Raw genomic sequence first — 18139 nt, forward strand, 5'->3', positions numbered from 1 at the left:
GGACTTTGTGAGGTCCTGGGGACATGACGACATACGGCACCCCCGCGTGGGATCACGCGGGGGTGCCGTATGTCGTCGCCCTCGGCGGGGTGGACGCCGGGGCCGCCGTGTCAGCCGGTGGCCGGCAGGGCGGGGAGGGTGGTGACGGGGGGCAGCGTGCTCGTGTCGGGCAGCGTGCTCGTGGACGGCAGGGTCGTCTCGGTGGGCAGCGTGCTCGTGTCGGGCAGGCCGCCGCCGAGGAGGCCGGTGACGGCGCCGAGCACACCGCCCAGGAGTCCGGTGACCGCGCTCAGCACACCGCCCACGTCCAGCGAGGTGAGCGACGCGAGCAGGTCGTCGACCGTGGACTGGAGCGAGGCCAGGAGGTCGGAGACCGGGTCGGCGGCGGCCACGGACCGGTCGGCGGCCGTGGACCGTTCGGTGCCGCTCAGCCGCCGCAGCTCCTGCTGGACCCGGGCGTTCGCGGCCTCGACGGCCTTGGCGTGGGCGGCCGCACGGTCCGCGTCGAGGGTGGCGGCGTCCAGCGCGGTGAGGTCGGTGACCGCGTCCAGGAGGGGCTCGAGGACGGTGCCCTGCCCGGCACGGTGCAGTGTGTCGAGGCGGTCCACCAGGGTGGCGGTGTCGTACGGAGTGGCCGGCTGCGACACCCCGGGATTCGACGCTGCGCGACCCGCGTCGGTGACGGCGGCCGCGGTGCCGACCGGGCCGAGGATCAGCGCGGCACAGACCAGGGGCGGCAGGAGAAGGCCGCGGGAGACGAGGGGGCGCATGCACGTTCCTTTCGAAATGACTTCGTTGGCCCCACCGTGGGAAGCGCCCCCGCACCGCGCAACCGGTCCGGCGCCCCACCCCCGCCCGCATCTCCCACCAGAACCGGTCCTGACCTGGGACTTTCCTCGGTCGCAGGCGCCCTTCCCGGGCCCGGGGGCGTTCGGCCGTCAGAGGACTCGGGCGTCAGCCGACCTGCTGGGCGAACGCCTCGAACGCCTGCTCGTCGAAGAGCACGAAGCGGACCTCCTCGACCGCGGTCTCCGTCCCCCGTACGGTCTCCACCGCGATCCGGGCGGCGTCGTCGATCGGCCAGCCGTAGATGCCGGCGGAGACGGCCGGGAAGGCGACCGTCCGGGCGCCGAGTTCGTCGGCGACGCGCAGGGACTCGCGGTAGCAGGAGGCCAGCAGCTCCGAGCGGTCCTCCTCGCGGCTGTACCGGGGACCGACGGTGTGGATCACCCAGCGCGCGTCCAGGGCTCCCGCGGTGGTGGCGACGGCCTTGCCGGTGGGCAGGCCCTTGCCGTAGTGCCCGGCGCGCAGCCTGCGGCAGTCGGCCAGGATCGCGGGGCCGCCGCGTCGGTGGATGGCGCCGTCGACTCCTCCCCCGCCGAGGAGGGAGGAGTTCGCGGCGTTGACGATCGCGTCGGCGCTCTCCCGTGTGATGTCGCCCTGGACGAGTCGGATGGTGGTCATGACCACCACTCTTCCAGGTTCCGGCACACCGGGGCCGGCTCGGGTCGCCGGGTTCGCCGAGGTCGGTCCCGTGCCTTTCAGGTCTCCTGGCGGAGCCGTCGCCACACCGCCTTCGCGGCGTTGTGGCCGGACATGCCGTGCACGCCGGGACCCGGTGGGGTCGCCGAGGAGCAGATGAAGACGGCCGGGTGGGGGGTGCCGTAGGGGAACAGGGAGAGCTTGGGGCGCAGCATGATCTGGAGGCCGGTGACCGCGCCGGAGCCGATGTCGCCGCCGATGTAGTTGGCGTTGCGGGTGGCCAGTTCGGGTGGTCCCGCGGTGGCGCGGGCGAGGACGCGGTCACGGAACCCCGGGGCGAAACGCTCCAGTTGGCGCTCGAGCGCGTCGGTGAGGTCACCGGTCCAGCCGCTGGGGACATGCCCGTAGGCCCAGAACACGTGCTTGCCCGCGGGGGCCCGGCCGGGGTCCACGACACTGGGCTGCACGGTGATCATGAACGGCCTGTCGGGGGCCCTGCCCTCCCGGGACGCGGCCCGCAGAGCCCGGCCGATCTCCGCGCTGTCGGCGCCGATCTGCACGGTGCCCGCGCTGCGCGCCTCCTTCGCGGTCCACGGCACCGGACCGTCGAGGGCGTAGTCGACCTTGAAGACGCCCGGGCCGTAGCGGTAGCCCTCGTAGTAGTTGCCGAAGCCGGCGATGCGGGCGAGCGCGGTGGGCGAGGTGTCGAAGACGTAGGCCCGCGCGGGCGGCAGGTCGTCCAGCCGCTTGACCTCGTAGTCGGTGTGGAGGGTGCCGCCGAGGTCCTTGAGGTACGCGGCGAGCGCGTCGGAGATGGACTGGGAGCCGCCGCGGGCCACGGGCCAGCCGCGGGCGTGGGCCGCGAGGGCGAAGACCAGGCCGATGGCGCCGGTGGCGACGCCGCTGAGCGGGGCCATCACATGCGCGACCAGGCCGGCGAACAGGGTCTTGGCCCGCTCGTCGCGGAAGCGGCGCATCAGCAGGGTCGACGGGGGCAGTCCGAGGAGGCCGAAGCGGGCCAGGGTGACGGGGTCGCGGGGCAGCGCGGTCAGGGGCAGGGACATGAAGTCGCGGACCAGGGTGTCCCACTTGGGCAGAAACGGCTCGACGAGCCTTCGGTACGTCCCGGCGTCGCGGGGCCCGAAGGACGCGGCCGTCTCGGCGACCGACCTCGACAGCACGGCGGCGGTGCCGTCGGTGAAGGGGTGCGCCATGGGCAGCTCCGCGTGCAGCCACTCCAGCCCGTAGCGCTCCAGGGGCAGGGCGCGGAACGCCGGGGAGTTGATGCCGAGGGGGTGGGCCGCGGAGCACGGGTCGTGCCGGAACCCCGGGAGGGTCAGCTCCTCGGTGCGGGCGCCTCCGCCCACGGTCTCGCGGGCCTCGAACACGGCCACGGAGAAGCCGCGCCGGGCCAGCTCCACGGCAGCCGTCAGTCCGTTCGGCCCCGCACCCACCACGACCGCATCGAACATCGACGGCACCTTCGGACCCCTTCGTCAGCCGATGGCCAGAGCCTCAGGATATGCCGGGGGACCGACAGTCCTGGGGTTCGGGGGTAAGTCGGGGGGTGGGGGTGTCCGGGGCCGGGGGCCCAGCGGGCGTGTGCGGGCGGGGGGCCAAGGGGGCGTGTACGGGCCGGGAAGTGCGGGTCCGTGGGGACGCGCTGTCCTCAGGCCCCTCCGCGCAGGTCCCGTGAGCTCAGGTCCCCCTGGGCGCCAGCCCCCGTCACCCCTCCCCCGCCAGCAACCCCCGCACCCTCCCCGCTGTCGCCGCGTCGCGGGCCGCTGTGAAGGGCAGGGTGTTGCCTCCCGTGATGCGGAACGGCTCGCCGGTGAGGGTCAGGTGGGTGCCGCCCGCCTCCTCGACCAGCAGCAGGCCCGCCGCATGGTCCCAGGCCGCCTCCCAGGAGAACGCCGTCGCGTCCAACTCCCCACGGGCGACGGCGAGATACTCCAGGCCCGCCGAGCCGCACGGACGCGGTGCGACGCCGTCCGTCCACAGTCCCAGCAGACCGCGCTTCTGGTCCTCCGTCGTGTAGTCCGGGTGGGAGGTGGCCACTTGGAGGTCCCGCCCCGGTGCGGGCGCGCCCGCGTGCAGGCGCTCGCCGTCGAGGAACGCGCCCCGGCCCCGTATCGCCGTGGCGAGTTGGTCGCGCGCCGGCGCGTAGGTCCAGGAGGCCAGCAGGACGCCGCTCTTCGCCAGGGCGACCAGCATGCAGAAGCCGGGGTCTCCGTGCACGAACTGCCGGGTTCCGTCGACGGGGTCGACGATCCAGACCGGGGTGTCGTCCCGTATCGCCTCGTACGAGGCGGGGTTGGCGTGCACCGCCTCCTCGCCGACCACCACCGAGCCCGGCAGCAGGGCGCCGAGCACCTCGGTGAGGTACTGCTCGGCGAGCCGGTCGGCGTCCGTCACCAGGTCGTGCGGGCCGGCCTTCTGGTCGATCTCGTGCGCGGCGAGCCGCCGGAAGCGCGGCATGACCTCGGCCGCGGCCGCCTTGCGTACCGCCTCTTCCACGTCGCCCGCGTGCAGGTCGAGAAACTCGTCGATGGTTTCCGTGTCTCCGATCATGACTCCATGAGAGCACGCAGGACTGACAATCCCCACCCGCCTGATGGACACCGGCTGGAATCACCGTGAACACCGGGTTCCGGGGACGCCGTTCACCAGAACCCTCACCGCCCCACCGCATACCCCTGCATCCCCCGCGGATTCGCCCCGGCCGACAGCACCCCCGTCTCCGGGTCCCGCGCCACCGCGCACAGCCGCCCCTCCGACCACGGGTCCCCCACCGTCACGTCGTGCCCCCGTCGCCGTAGCTCCGCCACCACCTCGGGAGACGTCCGGGCCTCCACCGTGAGGCTCCCCGGCCGCATGCCGCGCGGGTAGAAGGAGCCGGGGAAGCTGTCGTTGTGCCAGTTCGGGGCGTCGATCGCGCCCTGGAGGTCGAGACCGCCGCGGACCGGGGAGCGCAGGGCGACGGCGAGGAAGAAGTGCAGCTGCCACTGGTCCTGCTGGTCCCCACCGGGCGTGCCGAAGGCCAGGACGGGCACGCCGTCGCGCAGTGCGATGGAGGGGGTGAGGGTGGTGCGGGGGCGGCGGCCGGGGGTGAGGGAGTTCGGCAGGCCCTCCTCCAGCCAGGTCATCTGGAGCCGGGTGCCGAGCGGGAAGCCCAGTTCCGGTACGACGGGGTTGGACTGGAGCCAGCCTCCGCTGGGCGTGGCGGCCACCATGTTGCCCCAGCGGTCGACGACGTCCAGGTGGCAGGTGTCGCCCCGGGTCGTGCCGTCGGACCCGACCGCGGGCTCGCCCGGCACGGGGGACGTGGGGTTCTTCGCGACGGTCGGCTCCCCGACCCCCATCGGGCTGAACCCGGGCTCGTCGGTGACGACCACGCGCGCGTGTGCGCTGAGTCGCGGCTCCCGCCCGCCGGGACTGCCCGGCCGCAGCTCGTACGAGGCCCGGTCGCCGACGAGTGCACGCCGCTCCGCGTTGTACTCAGCCGACAGCAGCTCCCCGAGCGGTACTTCGGCCGCGTCCCCGTACCAGGCCTCCCGGTCGGCCATGGCCAGCTTACAGCCCTCGACCAGCAGATGGACGTACTCGGCGGACCCGTACCGGGGCAGCTCGGGCGGCAGCAGCGCGAGCTGCTGGAGCAGCACCGGGCCCTGGCTCCAGGGGCCGGCCTTGCACAGGGTCCAGCCGTTCCAGTCGTACGTCGCCGGCGCCTCGTAGCTCGCGGACCACCCGGCGAGATCGGCGGCCGTGAGCGTGCCGGTGTGGTGCGTGCCGCTGGTGTCCAGGGTGGGCTTGCGCGACTGCCGTACGAGCGCCTCGGCGATGAATCCGGTACGCCACACCTCGCGGGCCGCGTCGATCTGCGCGACCCGGTCGCCCGCCCCCGCCACCTCGTCGATCAGCCGCCTCCAGGTCGCGGCGAGGGCGGGGTTGCGGAACAGCTCGCCGGGCCGCGGGGACTTCCCGCCCGGAAGGTAGACCTCCGCCGACGAGGTCCACTCCGTCTCGAACAGCTCCCGCACGCTCTCGACCGTCGCGCCGACGTTCTCCACGGGCGCGTGCCCGTCCTCGGCGTACCCGATGGCGTAGGTGAGGACGTCGGCGAGGGACTTGGTGCCGTGGTCGCGCAGGAGCAGCATCCAGGCGTCGAAGGCGCCGGGGACGGCGGCGGCGAGGGGGCCGGTGCCGGGCACGAGCTCCAGGCCGAGCCCCCGGTAGTGGGCCACGGTCGCCCCGGCCGGTGCGACGCCCTGTCCGCACAGCACCCGCACCTCCCCGCCGGCCGGCGCGAGCAGGATCGGCACCTCGCCGGCGGGGCCGTTCAGATGCGGCTCGACGACGTGCAGCACGAACGCCCCGGCCACCGCGGCGTCGTAGGCGTTGCCGCCGTCCTCCAGCACCGCCATCGCCGACTGCGAGGCCAGCCAGTGGGTGGAGGACACCATGCCGAAGGTGCCCTGGAGGGTCGGCCGGGTGGTGAACGACATCTCTCACCTCGCGGTTCGGGCCCGCCTCGGCCGGTCCGAAGCGGTCGCCTGTGTCGATCCTTTCATTCCACACCGACCGGTCTACGAAGTCTTTGCGATCACACGAGAACTCCATGAACCGCCCCCCACCTGCACAGAGTCCCTTTTGCCCGATCGCGCGGACCGTCGGTAACCCCGTGTTCACCGGTCCGCCCTTCCTCCGTGGTCTACGCGCGTGGTGCCATGCGAACGCCCGCGCCCCCCACGCGGGCCCCAACTCGACCAGGAGTCACCCATGTTGTCGAAGGTCCTCGCCCGCGCGGGCGTCACGCTCGCCGCCGGCGCCGCCGTGCTCGCCGCCTCCGTCCCCGCGAACGCCGCGACCTACACCGCCTTCGCCTTCTCGCGGAGCGGCACCACCCAGCCCACGATCTACGACTTCGTCAACTCGGCCACCGCGTCCCTCGACATGACCATGTACGAGCTCGAGGACACCACGGCCGTCAACGACCTGATAGCCCTGAAGAACAAGGGCGTCACCGTCCGGGTCGTCCTGGACCGCGCGCACCAGAGCGCCAACAGCTCCGCCTACACGGCACTGACGAACGCGGGCGTGGGCGTGGCCTGGTCGCCGTCGAGCTTCGTCTACACGCACCAGAAGACGATCACCGTGGACGGCACCAAGTCCCTTGTCCTGACCGGGAATCTGACCTCCCAGTACTACGCCACCGGCCGTGACTACGGTGTGTTCACCGACGACAGCCGCGATGTCGCCGCGATCGAGAAGGTGTTCGCCGCGGACTACGCCGGCACCTCGGTCACCCCCACCGACGGTGACCACCTGCTCTGGTCGCCCACGGACTCCCGCAACCGGCTGCTGTCCGTGGTGAACGCGGCCACGAAGACACTGGACGTGGAGGAGCTGGAGTTCAGTGACAGCGCGGTGGTCGACGCCATCGCGGCGCGTGCGAAGGCGGGGGTGAAGGTACGGGTGGTGCTGGAGACGCCGGGCGACTACGCGAGCGAGGTCTCCGAGATCAAGGCGGCCGGCGGCACCGTCGTCGGGTACTCCGACCCCAACGGCTTCTACATCCACGCCAAGGCCATGGTCGCCGACTACGGTCTCGCCACCCAGGAGGTGGAGGCGGGCTCGATGAACCTCAGCAGCAACTCGCTGACCAACAACCGTGAGTTGGGCATCATCCTGACCGGCACCGGGGTGGCCCAGTCCGTGGCCACCACGGTCGAGACCACCTTCAGCAGCGACTACTCGGGCGGTACGGCGGCGTAGTCGCCGGCGGGCAGGCGGTCACCGTGACCGCCTGCCCACGGTGAGCAGATGCCCGCTCGTCCCCAGCAGCGTCGGCTCGGACGCGACGTGCCGGCAGGCCGCGAGGACCGCCTCGCGCCGCTCGGGGTCGTCCAGCCAGTCCTCGACACCGTCCATCAGCCAGGCGACGCCCTCGACGCCGTACTGGCCCTCCACGGACAGCCCCGCCTCGGCGAACTCCGCCGTCACCTCGGATGGTTGGGCGAAGTGCGCGACGGTGAAGTAGCCGCCCTCCTGGTAGGGGTGCCTGCCGTCCGCGAGGACCGCGTCGGTGTGGGCGCGGACCGACGGGGCGAAGTAGTGCTCCTTGCGCAGCAGGTCGTGGAGTTGGGCGTACCGGTTGATGGTGGCGGCGACCACCAGCCCGCCGGGCCGGACGACCCGCTCCGCCTCGGCCAACGCCCTTGTCCTGTCGGCCGGTTCGGTCAGGTGGTACAGCGGGCCCAGCAGGAGCACCACGTCGTACGAGGCGTCGGCGTCGGCCAGTTCACGGGCGTCCCCGAGGCGGGCGGTCACCCCGGACAGTCGCGCGGCCTGCTCCACGTGGAGCGGCACGGGGTCGACGAGTGCGACCTGATACCCGTCCTCGGCGAGCCATTCCGCGTGCACCCCGCTGCCGCCGCCCACGTCCAGCACGCGCGCGGGTGCGGCGGGCAGCAGCCGTCGCAGTACGTCCTGGGTACGCCAGAACTCCAGCCGCCCGGCAGTGGCCCCACCGTCTCTCAGACGGGCGTCCTCCTTGCCCCGGGCGTAGTAGGCGAGGATCTCTGCACGCACCCGCGGCGCCGTCTCGGTCATCACCTCAGGGTGCTGATCACGGCCCCGGCCCGCAACCCAGTTCCTGAGCGGCTCCGGGCGTGGCTCGTGCTGCCGGCCGAGCTCGCGCCGTACCGGCCCACGGACCCGCATGGAAACCACCCCACCACCCGGACATAAGCGGACACATGACACATCAACGGCGGGCCCCAGTGACGGCCCCGCCACGGAGCGAGTTCGCACTTCCACCCCACAGGGAGACGTGTGAAACTGGCGTACCGTCCGCAGTGCGGACCCGTCCGCACCGTCCGTCCCCCACGAAAAGTGCGCCGTGCGAACTCTTTCCCTGCCGCTCGCGCTCACCGCGCGCATCTCGCCCGTCGTCGTGCTCGCCGCGGCGGGCTGGGCGCTGACGTCAGGCCCGGCCGCGACGCCGGCCGCCCAGAAGGAGTCGGCACCGCGGTCCGCCGACGAGTCGCCCTCGGGCACGTCCACGGCGGCGCCCTCGAAGGCGTACGCCACCTCCCCCGCCCCCTGCGGCAGCATCAGCGCGGCGACGATCAAGTCGCTGGTGCCGGGCGCCAAGACGGCCGGCAAGGAGATCCCCTCCACGGACACGTCCCTGCGCCGCACCTGCTCCTGGAACGCGCTCAAGGGCTACGACTACCGCTGGCTCGACGTCTCCTTCGAGATCACGGAGTCCGACCAGGCGGCCGCGAAGTCGTACAAGGAGAACATCGCCGAGAAGAGCGGCGGCGGCGCCGTGCCCGGGGTCGGTGACGCCGGGTACTCGGTGGTGAACCTGACCACCGAGGACAAGCAGCAGACCCGTGAGGGCGTGGTCATCGTCCAGGCGTCCAACGCGCTGGTGACCGTGACGTACAACGGCAGCGACTTCGAGTCGAAGAAGGCGCCCAGCACGGACGAGATCAACAAGGGTGCGATCAGGGCCGCCAAGGAGGCGGTGAAAGCGCTGGAGAGCGGTCAGAAGACCTGATCCCAGGTTCTCCCGACCGCCCTCCCCGCGGGCAAGGCGATGTCAGGCCGCGATGCCCTCCTGTTCCTTCCCCTTCGGCAGCATCAGCGCCACGTACAGCACCAGCGACGTGCCCAGACCCACCGCCCAGCCGTAGTCGGCCAGCGGCTTGAGGAACGGGATCAGGCCGTCGGTCGGGAACGGCCCGGTCTTCTTGCCGTCCGCGCCCACGCCCGAGTACGAGCCGCCGACCGCGAGCAGTCCGCCGACCACGAAGGCGACGATCGCCCGCCAGTTCCAGCCGTTGGCGTACCAGTAGCGCCCGCCCGGCGTGTAGAGGTCCGCGAGGTGCAGGACCGTGCGCCGCACGACCCAGTAGTCGGCGATGAGGATGCCCGCGACCGTGCCGAGCAGACCGCCGACCACGCCGAGCCAGGTGAAGATGTAGAACTCCGGCGTGGAGATCAGCTTCCACGGGAAGATCAGGATGCCGACGACCCCGGTGATCAGCGCGCCCGTACGGAAGTTGACGAACTTCGGAGCCAGGTTGGACAGGTCGTACGCCGGTGAGACCACGTTCGCCGCGATGTTCACGGAGATCGTGGCGACCAGGACGACGACCAGTGCGAAGAGCAGTCCGAAGGCGTTGTCCGTCTTGGCCGCGAGCGCGACCGGGTCCCAGATGGCCTCGCCGTAGACGACCTCGGAGCCGGAGGTGACCAGCACGGCGAGGACCGCGAACAGGGTCATGGTCGTGGGAAGCCCCAGGGCCTGTCCCCACGTCTGCGCTTTCTGGCTGGCGCCGAACCGGGTGAAGTCCGGGATGTTCAGGGACAGAGTGGCCCAGAAGCCGATCATGCCCATGAGGGACGGGAAGAAGACCGGCCAGAAGTCGGCGCCCCACCCGAGCTTCGAGGGCTGGTCGAGCAGCGCGCCGAAGCCGTCGGCCTTGACCGCGATCCAGATCAGCAGGACGAGTGCGCCGGCGATCACGAAGGGCGCGGCCCAGTTCTCGAAGTGCCGCAGGAAGTCCATGCCGCGGTAGATGATCGCGATCTGGAGCGCCCAGAACAGGATGAAGCAGAGCCACAACGGCCAGGGGTTGCCCGCGATCTTGCCCGCGTCCTCCCAGTGTCCGCCGGTGAGCTTGGAGCCCAGCGCGAAGATGCCGCTGCCGCCGATCCAGGTCTGGATGCCGAACCAGCCGCAGGCCACGGCGGCCCGGATCAGCGCCGGGATGTTGGCGCCGCGCAGCCCGAAGGAGGCGCGGGCGAGCACCGGGAAGGGGATGCCGTACTTGGGTCCCGCATGCCCGGTGGCCAGCATCGGCAGCAGCACGATGACGTTGGCCAGGGCGATGGTGAAGACGGCCTGCTTCCAGTCCATGCCGAGCGCGACCAGGCCGGAGGCCAGGGTCCAGCTGGGGATGCAGTGCGCCATGGAGATCCACAGGGCCGCGAAGTTGTACGTCGTCCACTTGCGCTCGGCGACCGGTACGGGACGCAGGTCCTCGTTGGCGAAGGGACTGTCGGCGGGGAAGGCATCGGGGGCGAGCTCGACGCGGCCGCCGGTGCCGGCGGACTGCGGTATCGACGACCCCGTGGGGACTGTTTCGGTCATGGGCAGGCCAATCGAATCAGGACGGAACGGGATAGGCCGTGCGGGGGCCTCGGGCGGGACCGGGACGGGCGGGGAGGCCTTTCCCGGTCCCGCCACCCCTTCCCGGAACGGCGGGAAGGGGGGACAAGGAGTGGGGGGTCGGTCGAGCGGTCGGGCGATACGGATCAGGAGTTGACGGCGGGGATGACCTCGGAGCCGTAGGCGTCGATGGTCGCCTCCTGGGCGTCGTGCATGTCGTAGACGGCGAACTGGTCGACACCCAGCTCGCGCAGCGCGTTCAGTTTCTCGATGTGCTTCTCGACGGGTCCGATGACACAGAACCGGTCGACGATCTCGTCGGGCACGAACGCGGTGTCCGGGTTGTCGGCCCGTCCGTGGTGCGAGTAGTCGTACCCCTCGCGTGCCTTGATGTAGTCGGTGAGCTCCTGCGGGACCAAGCCGCCGCCGGAGCCGTACTTCGACACCAGGTCGGCGACGTGGTTGCCGACCATCCCGCCGAACCACCGGCACTGCTCCCGCGCGTGGGCGAGCGCCTCGGGCGAGTCGTCCTCGGTGACGTAGGCGGGGGCGGCGACACAGATCTTGACCTCGGAGGGATCCCGACCGGCGGCCACGGCCGCGTCCTTCACGGCCTTCACCATGTACTCGGTGAGGTACAGGTCGGCGAGCTGGAGGATGAACCCGTCGGCCTCCTCGCCGGTCATCTTCAGCGCCTTGGGGCCGTACGCCGCCATCCATACGGGGAGTTGGGCACCCTCCTTGATCCACGGGAACTTGACGACCGTGCCGCCGAGGTCGGCCTCCTGGCCGGAGCCGAGCGCCCTGATGACCTTCATGGCCTGGCTGATCCGGGCGAGCGTGTTGGGCGTGCGGCCCGCGACGCGCATCGCGGAGTCGCCGCGGCCGATGCCGCAGACCGTGCGGTTGCCGAACATGTCGTTGAGGGTGGCGAAGGTGGAGGCGGTGACCTCCCAGGTACGGGTGCCCGGGTTGGTGACCATCGGGCCGACCGTCAACTTCGAGGTGTTGGAAAGAATCTGACTGTAGATCACGAACGGCTCCTGCCAGAGCACGGCGGAGTCGAAGGTCCACCCGTAGGTGAAGCCGTTGCGTTCGGCCCGCTTCATCAGGCTGATGACCTTCGAGGCGGGCGGATCCGTCTGCAGGACGAGTCCGAAGTCCATGGGCGCCACTCCTAGTTGAGGTACTGACAGGTGGAGCGGGGGGTGTAGGCGCCGTGCCCGGCGTGCCCGGTGTACTCCCGCTCGGTGATGACGAGTTCGCCGCGTGAGAGGACCGTCTCGACCCGGCCCGTGAGGCGCTTTCCTTCGTACGCCGAGTAGTCGACGTTCATGTGGTGGGTCTCGGCGGAGACGATCTGCTCGGCGTTCGGGTCGTAGATCACGACGTCCGCGTCGGCGCCCGGGGCGATGGTGCCCTTCTTCGGGTACATGCCGAACATCCGGGCCGGGGTGGCGCAGGCGATCTCGATCCAGCGGCGGCGCGAGATGTGTCCGTCGACGACCGCCTGGTGGAGCAGGTCCATGCGGTTCTCGACGCCGGGGAGGCCGTTGGGGATCTTCGAGAAGTCGCCCCGGCCGAGCTCCTTCTGGCCCACGAAGCAGAAGGGGCAGTGGTCGGTGGAGACGACCTGGAGATCGTTGGTCCTCAGGCCCTGCCACAGCTTGGCCTGGTGCTCCTTCGGACGCAGGGGCGTCGAGCACACGTACTTCGAGCCCTCGAAGTCCGGCTCGGCGAGGTTGTCCGTCGACAGGAACAGGTACTGCGGGCAGGTCTCGCCGAAGACGTTGAGCCCTTCGTCGCGTGCGCGTGCCAGCTCGGCCACCGCCTCCATGGCCGAGACGTGCACGACGTAGAGCGGGGCGCCCGCGACCTGCGCGAGCTTGATGGCGCGGTGGGTGGCCTCGGCCTCCAGCAGCGCCTTGCGCACCTCACCGTGGTAGCGCGGGTCGGTCTCCCCGCGGGCCAGCGCCTGCTCCACGAGCACGTCGATCGCGATGCCGTTCTCGGCGTGCATCATGATCAGTCCGCCGTTCTCGGCGGAGCGCTGCATGGCGCGCAGGATCTGGCCGTCGTCGGAGTAGAAGACGCCGGGGTAGGCCATGAACTGCTTGAAGGAGGTGACCCCTTCCTCCACCAGCAGGTCCATCTCCTTGAGCGTCTCCTGGTTCACATCGGAGACGATCATGTGGAAGCCGTAGTCGATGGCGCAGTTGCCCTCGGCCTTGGCGTGCCAGGCGTCCAGGCCCTCGCGCAGGGTGTGGCCGACGCTCTGCACCGCGAAGTCGACGATGGTCGTCGTGCCGCCCCAGGCGGCGGCCCGGGTGCCGGTCTCGAAGGTGTCGGAGGCGAAGGTGCCGCCGAACGGCAGCTCCATGTGGGTGTGGGCGTCGACGCCACCGGGGATGACGTACTTTCCGGTGGCGTCGATCGTGCGGTCGGCCGTCCATGCCTCGGCAGCGGACGTACCGGTGGCGGCGAGGGCGGTGATGCGGCCGTCCTCGATCAGGACGTCGGCGTGGATTTCGTCGGATGCGGTGATGACGAGACCGCCGCGGATGATGGTGCGGCCGGGCATGGGGTCACGCTCCGTTCGGTTGTGTGGACAGTGCCGGTCGTCTGTGGCTGGTCGCGCCCCGCGGCGGAGCCGCACATGGACGCTGCCCCGCGCCCCTTGAGGGGCGCGGGTGTGACCGTCGGTCTTATGGGGCCGTCAGCGGCGCATACGCGTCCGGGCGGCGGTCGCGGAAGAACTGCCAGCGGTCGCGCACCTCGCGCAGCTTGTTCAGATCCAGGTCCCGTACGACGAGTTCGGTCTCCTTGTCGCTCGCCACCTCGCCGACGAACTGGGCCTCCGGGTCGACGAAGTACGTCGTGCCGTAGAAGTCGTTGTCGCCCAGCTCCTCCACGCCCACCCGGTTGATCGCGCCCACGAAGTACTCGTTGGCGACGGCCGCCGCCGGCTGCTCCAGCTGCCAGAGGTAGGCCGAGAGACCGCGCGAGGTGGCCGACGGGTTGAAGACGATCTCGGCGCCCGCGAGGCCCAACGCCCGCCAGCCCTCCGGGAAGTGGCGGTCGTAGCAGATGTAGACGCCGATCCTCCCGACCTTGGTGTCGAAGACCGGCCACCCGAGGTTGCCGGGGCGGAAGTAGAACTTCTCCCAGAATCCCGGGACTTGCGGGATGTGATGCTTGCGGTACTTGCCGAGGTACGAGCCGTCGGCGTCGATCACGGCGGCGGTGTTGTAGAGGACGCCGGGCTGCTCCTCCTCGTACATCGGCAGGATCAGGACGATGCCCAGCTCCTTGGCCAGCGCCTGGAACCGCTTGACGATCGGCCCGTCCGGGATCTGCTCGGCGTACTCGTAGAACGCCTTGTCCTGGACCTGGCAGAAGTACGGCCCGTAGAACAGCTCCTGGAAGCACAGGACCTGAGCACCCTGCGCGGCCGCGTCCCGGGCCGCCTGCTCGTGTACCTGGATCATCGACTCCTTGTCGCCCGTCCACGCGGTCTGGAAGAGGGCGGCACGAATCACTCTGCTCATCGGGACCTCCGGTCGCTCGGTGTGCGAGAAGACTAGGAAGTCGGAAAAGCGGCTTTGAGTTGCACGGTGTCACGTCTGCGGGGGCGTGGCGTGCCACGGTGTCACCCTTTCGTGGGCCCATGTTTCACCGCCGTTTTCCCAGGTCGTGGCGTGTTTCAGCTCTGTTGCGCGTCGTGCGCGAGGAGCGCGATGTGCACCGAGGCGGCCTGCTCGAAGTCGTCGAGGTCGACGCCGAGCCGGCCCTGTATCGCCTCCAGGCGCCGGTAGAGCGCGGGGCGGGAGACGTGGTGGAGCTGGGCGGTGCGGGACTTGTTGCGGCCGGTGGCGAGATAGGTGCGCAGCACGGCGAGCAGATCGTCCGCGGCGCCCGAACCCGTGTCGCACAGCAGCCCGTCCAGCTCGCGCTCCGCGAAGGACTGCACATGCGGGTCGTCCCGCAACAACCTGATCAGGCCCCGCAGATGGACGTCCTTGAGGCGTACGACGGCCGGGAGGTCGAGCACCCCGGACGCGACGGCGTCGGCGACATGCCGGGCCTCGCGCATACCGGCGGGCACGTCGTCCCAGGCCGCGCGGGGGTCGGCCGCCGCCACGACCGTCCCGGTCAACCGGGCCGCGAAGTTCGCCGTGAGCACGGTGGCGTCCTGGTCCCGGGCCAGGCTGAGCAGGACGGCGGTGGCGCCGTCGGCGAGCTCGGCGACGATCCCGGGCAGCCCCAACAGCCGTAGCACGCGGTCGAGTTCGGCCGGATCGCCGTCCCGTACGACGAGCGGCACGAAGGTGCGGCGGTTGACCGGCAGTCCGGCCGCCCGCGCGCGAGGCAGCAGCTGGCGCGCCGGTACGACCCCGCTGACCAGGTCGGTGAGCAGGCTCTGCGCCGACTGTTCCTCCCAGGTGTGGGCGGAGGTGCCGCCGAGCATGCGGTGCAGGACGAGGGACTCGGCGGCGCGGTCGGCGAGGAGGCGTCCGGTGGCGGTGTCGCCGCGGTAGCCGCACAGCATGATCTGGCCCCAGCGCTCCCCGCGCCCGCCGAGTTCGGCGCGGATCCAGCCGTCGCCCGCGCTGACGCCGGCCTGGCGGGCGATGCGCTCCCAGTCACGCAGCACGTCGTCCACCGCCGAACGCTCCCCCGCGGTGGCGAGGACGCGGTGCGCGAGGTTGGTGACGACGACGGGGCAGCCGCTGTGGTGGGCGATCTCGTCGAGCATCCGCTGGAGCGGGGCCCCTGCCGTGATGAGCCCGGTGAGGGCGGTCCGGACGGCCTCGGACATGCTGACGGCGGCGAACTTCCGCCGTACCAGCCGGGCTTGGACCTCTTCCGTCAACTCCGCGAAGGGGAAGGGGCGGTGGAGGACGACCATCGGCAGCCCGCACCGCTCGGCGGCCCGGCGCATCACGTCCGGCGGGGCCGGGAAGGCGCGACCGAGTCCGAGAACGACGGCCGCGGCCTCCGCGCGGTGCAGGGACTGGATGTACTCGGCCTGCTTGTTCTCGTCACCCGCGAGCAGCACTCCGGTGGTGAGGACCATCTCGCCGCCGCTGAGCATCACCCCGACGTCGGCGGCCTCGGCCACGTGCACCCAGCGCACGGCCCGGTCGAGCTGCCCGGCACCGGCCACCACCTCGGGCTCCCCGGCCAGGACCCGCTCCAGCATGAGGACCTGACGGACCGACAGAGTCGGCGCCGAGGACTCCAGGGGCTCCAAGGTGGTGCTCATGACGGTGTTCCCTCGCTGTGGACCTACTGGATGGTGCTCCTCAGAGCGTGTTCGAGGATCGCGGCGCCCTCTTCGGCCTCCGCGACGGTCAGGGACAGCGGCGGGGCGATCCTGAGGGCGCTGGTGTTGTGCCCGCCGCCCTTGCCGAGCAGCAGCCCCTCGGCGCGGGCGGCCTCCAGGACGGCGGACGCTGCCTGCGGATCGGCCTCGTCGGTGCCGGGTTTGACCAGCTCGACGCCGAGCATGAGCCCGCGCCCACGCACCTCCCGTACGCCCGGGACCTGCGCGGCGACGGCCCGCAGCCGCTCGATCAGCAGCCCGCCGACCCGCCGGGCGTTGCCCTGGAGGTCGTGCTCCAGGAGGTACGACAGGTTCGCGAGACCGGCCGCCATGGTGATCTGGGTGCCGCCGAACGTCGAAATGCTGTTGGAGTCCAGGCAGTTCATGATCTCGGCGCGGGCCACGACCCCGCCGATGGACATGCCGTTGCCGATGCCCTTGGCGAAGGTGAGGATGTCCGGCGGACCGGACTGCGCGTGTGCCTGCCAGCCCCAGAAGTGGTCGCCGGTGCGGCCCCAGCCGGTCTGCACCTCGTCGGCGATCCACAGGATGCCCCGCTCGTGCAGCACCTCACGGAAGGCGGCGTAGAGGCCGTCGGGCGGGGAGGTGAAGCCGCCGACGCCCTGGATCGGCTCGGCGATCAGCGCGGCGGGCGGGCGGGTGTGGCCGAGGAGGTCCTTCAGGTCGTCGACGCATGCCGCGATGAAGTCGTCGTCGCCGAGGGCGGCGTACGGGCCGCGGGTGCGCACGCCGCCGTGGACGTACAGCGTCTGCAGCGGGGACAGCGAGGTGGGCGACCAGCCGCGGTTGCCGGTGATGCCGACCGCGCTGAAGGAGCGGCCGTGGTAGCTGTTGCGCATCGCCAGGATCGTGTTGCTGCGCCGGTAGGTCGTGGCGAGCAGCAGAGCGGTGTCGTTGGCCTCGGTGCCGGAGGTGGTGAAGAAGACCCGGGCGTCCGGAATGCCGGACAACTGGGCGATCCGCTCGGCGAGTTCGACCATCGGCCGGTTCAGGTACAGGGTCGAGGAGTGGATGATCCGCCCGGCCTGCTCGCTGACCGCCTTGGTGATCTCGGGCAGGGCGTGCGCGGTCATCGTGGTGAGGATGCCGCCGAAGAAGTCGAGGTACCTGTTGCCCTCGGAGTCCCAGACGTACCGGCCCTCGCCGTGCGTGATCTCCAGCGGCTCCTCGTAGTACAGGGCGAGCCAGTCGGGCAGCACGGCCCGGTGGCGTCCCAGCAGGTCCTTGGTCACGGCTGCACCAGCCCTTCGTAGGCGTCGGGGCGGCGGTCGCGGTAGAAGGCCCACTGCTGCCGCACTTCCTCGATGAGGTCGAAGTCCAGGTCGCGGACGACCAGTTCCTCCTCCTTGTCGCTCGCCGTCTCCCCGACGAACTGGCCGCGCGGGTCGACGAAGTACGACGTGCCGTAGAAGTCGTTGTCGCCGTACTCCTCGACGCCGACCCGGTTGATGGCGGCGACGAAGTACTCGTTGGCGACGGCGGCCGCGGGCTGCTCCAGACGCCACAGGTAGGAGGACAGGCCCCGGTGGGTGGCGGACGGGTTGTAGACGAGCTGGGCGCCGTTGAGCCCGAGCTGCCGCCAGCCCTCCGGGAAGTGGCGGTCGTAGCAGATGTAGACGCCGACCTTGCCGACGGCCGTGTCGAAGACCGGCCAGCCGAGGTTGCCGGGCTTGAAGTAGTACTTCTCCCAGAAGCCCTTGACCTGCGGGATGTGGTGCTTGCGGTACTTGCCGAGGACGCTGCCGTCGGCGTCGATGACGACCGCGGTGTTGTAGTAGAAGCCGGACTGCTCGACCTCGAACACCGGCACGACGACGACCATGCCGGTCTCGCGCGCGAGGTCCTGCATACGCGTGGTGGTGGGGCCGTTCGGCACCGGCTCCGCCCAGCGGTAGTGCTCGGGGTCCTGGACCTGGCAGAAGTAGGGGGCGTTGAACACTTCCTGGAACCCGATGATCTTCGCGCCCTGTCGGGCCGCCTCGCGGGCGTGCTCCTCGTGTTTCGCCACCATGGAATCGGTGTCGCCGGTCCAGGTGGCCTGGACCAGAGCGGCACGTACGACGTTGGCCATGAGCTGCTCCTTCGGCGGGACGTCAGAGCCTCTACGCCCGTAGATCAGACCGTAG

At 71.0% G+C, this 18139-nt stretch carries 15 protein-coding genes; 2 read left to right on the forward strand and 13 right to left on the reverse strand.

The window, feature by feature from the left end; all coding sequences use genetic code 11:
- Positions 1-110: 110 nt before the first annotated feature.
- The 5 genes from OHN19_RS08195 to OHN19_RS08215 form a co-directional block, all read right to left on the reverse strand.
- Entirely contained in the window at positions 111-770 is a 660-nt protein-coding gene (locus OHN19_RS08195; RefSeq protein ID WP_330263521.1) for a hypothetical protein, read from the reverse strand.
- A gap of 184 nt (positions 771-954) precedes the next feature.
- On the reverse strand, positions 955-1464 hold the full coding sequence (locus OHN19_RS08200) for an O-acetyl-ADP-ribose deacetylase (protein WP_330263522.1): 510 nt from the start codon (positions 1462-1464) through the stop codon (positions 955-957).
- 77 nt (positions 1465-1541) lie between these two features.
- On the reverse strand, positions 1542-2954 hold the full coding sequence (locus OHN19_RS08205) for an NAD(P)/FAD-dependent oxidoreductase (RefSeq protein ID WP_330263523.1): 1413 nt from the start codon (positions 2952-2954) through the stop codon (positions 1542-1544).
- Between the two features lie 253 nt (positions 2955-3207).
- Positions 3208-4053, reverse strand: a complete 846-nt coding sequence (locus tag OHN19_RS08210) for an inositol monophosphatase family protein (RefSeq protein WP_330263524.1) — start codon at positions 4051-4053, stop codon at positions 3208-3210.
- Between the two features lie 104 nt (positions 4054-4157).
- On the reverse strand, positions 4158-5987 hold the full coding sequence (locus OHN19_RS08215) for a gamma-glutamyltransferase family protein (protein WP_330263525.1): 1830 nt from the start codon (positions 5985-5987) through the stop codon (positions 4158-4160).
- Positions 5988-6261: 274 nt separating this feature from the next.
- Between OHN19_RS08215 and OHN19_RS08220 the strand changes: the two genes are divergently transcribed.
- Entirely contained in the window at positions 6262-7257 is a 996-nt protein-coding gene (locus OHN19_RS08220) for a phospholipase D-like domain-containing protein (protein ID WP_330263526.1), read from the forward strand.
- An 18-nt stretch (positions 7258-7275) separates the two neighbouring features.
- Here OHN19_RS08220 and OHN19_RS08225 read toward each other — a convergent pair whose 3' ends face one another.
- Complete coding sequence (locus tag OHN19_RS08225; protein WP_330263527.1) at positions 7276-8094, reverse strand: class I SAM-dependent methyltransferase; 819 nt, start codon at positions 8092-8094, stop codon at positions 7276-7278.
- Between the two features lie 289 nt (positions 8095-8383).
- Here OHN19_RS08225 and OHN19_RS08230 point away from each other — a divergent pair, with 289 nt between their 5' ends.
- Positions 8384-9049, forward strand: a complete 666-nt coding sequence (locus tag OHN19_RS08230; RefSeq protein WP_330263528.1) for a hypothetical protein — start codon at positions 8384-8386, stop codon at positions 9047-9049.
- Between the two features lie 42 nt (positions 9050-9091).
- Here the strand turns inward: OHN19_RS08230 and OHN19_RS08235 are convergent, their stop codons facing one another.
- The 7 genes from OHN19_RS08235 to OHN19_RS08265 all read right to left on the reverse strand — a co-directional run bounded on the left by OHN19_RS08235 (position 9092) and on the right by OHN19_RS08265 (position 18084).
- Positions 9092-10648, reverse strand: a complete 1557-nt coding sequence (locus OHN19_RS08235; protein ID WP_330263529.1) for an NCS1 family nucleobase:cation symporter-1 — start codon at positions 10646-10648, stop codon at positions 9092-9094.
- A 164-nt stretch (positions 10649-10812) separates the two neighbouring features.
- Entirely contained in the window at positions 10813-11832 is a 1020-nt protein-coding gene (locus OHN19_RS08240; protein ID WP_330263530.1) for a TIGR03842 family LLM class F420-dependent oxidoreductase, read from the reverse strand.
- A gap of 11 nt (positions 11833-11843) precedes the next feature.
- Positions 11844-13247: a dihydropyrimidinase gene (gene hydA / locus OHN19_RS08245; RefSeq protein ID WP_330263531.1), complete on the reverse strand. Its 1404-nt coding sequence runs from the start codon at positions 13245-13247 to the stop codon at positions 11844-11846.
- 124 nt (positions 13248-13371) lie between these two features.
- Positions 13372-14214, reverse strand: a complete 843-nt coding sequence (locus tag OHN19_RS08250; RefSeq protein WP_330263532.1) for a nitrilase-related carbon-nitrogen hydrolase — start codon at positions 14212-14214, stop codon at positions 13372-13374.
- A gap of 155 nt (positions 14215-14369) precedes the next feature.
- Positions 14370-15932, reverse strand: a complete 1563-nt coding sequence (locus tag OHN19_RS08255; protein WP_330263533.1) for a PucR family transcriptional regulator — start codon at positions 15930-15932, stop codon at positions 14370-14372.
- Positions 15933-15955: 23 nt separating this feature from the next.
- Positions 15956-17245, reverse strand: coding sequence for an aspartate aminotransferase family protein (locus OHN19_RS08260; protein ID WP_330263534.1), 1290 nt, complete (start codon positions 17243-17245; stop codon positions 15956-15958).
- Positions 17242-18084, reverse strand: a complete 843-nt coding sequence (locus tag OHN19_RS08265; protein WP_330263535.1) for a nitrilase-related carbon-nitrogen hydrolase — start codon at positions 18082-18084, stop codon at positions 17242-17244. Before OHN19_RS08265 ends, OHN19_RS08260 begins: the two co-directional genes overlap by 4 nt.
- Positions 18085-18139 lie beyond the last annotated feature (55 nt).

The organism is Streptomyces griseorubiginosus (genome assembly GCF_036345115.1).
GTDB classification, from domain to species: domain Bacteria; phylum Actinomycetota; class Actinomycetes; order Streptomycetales; family Streptomycetaceae; genus Streptomyces; species Streptomyces griseorubiginosus_C.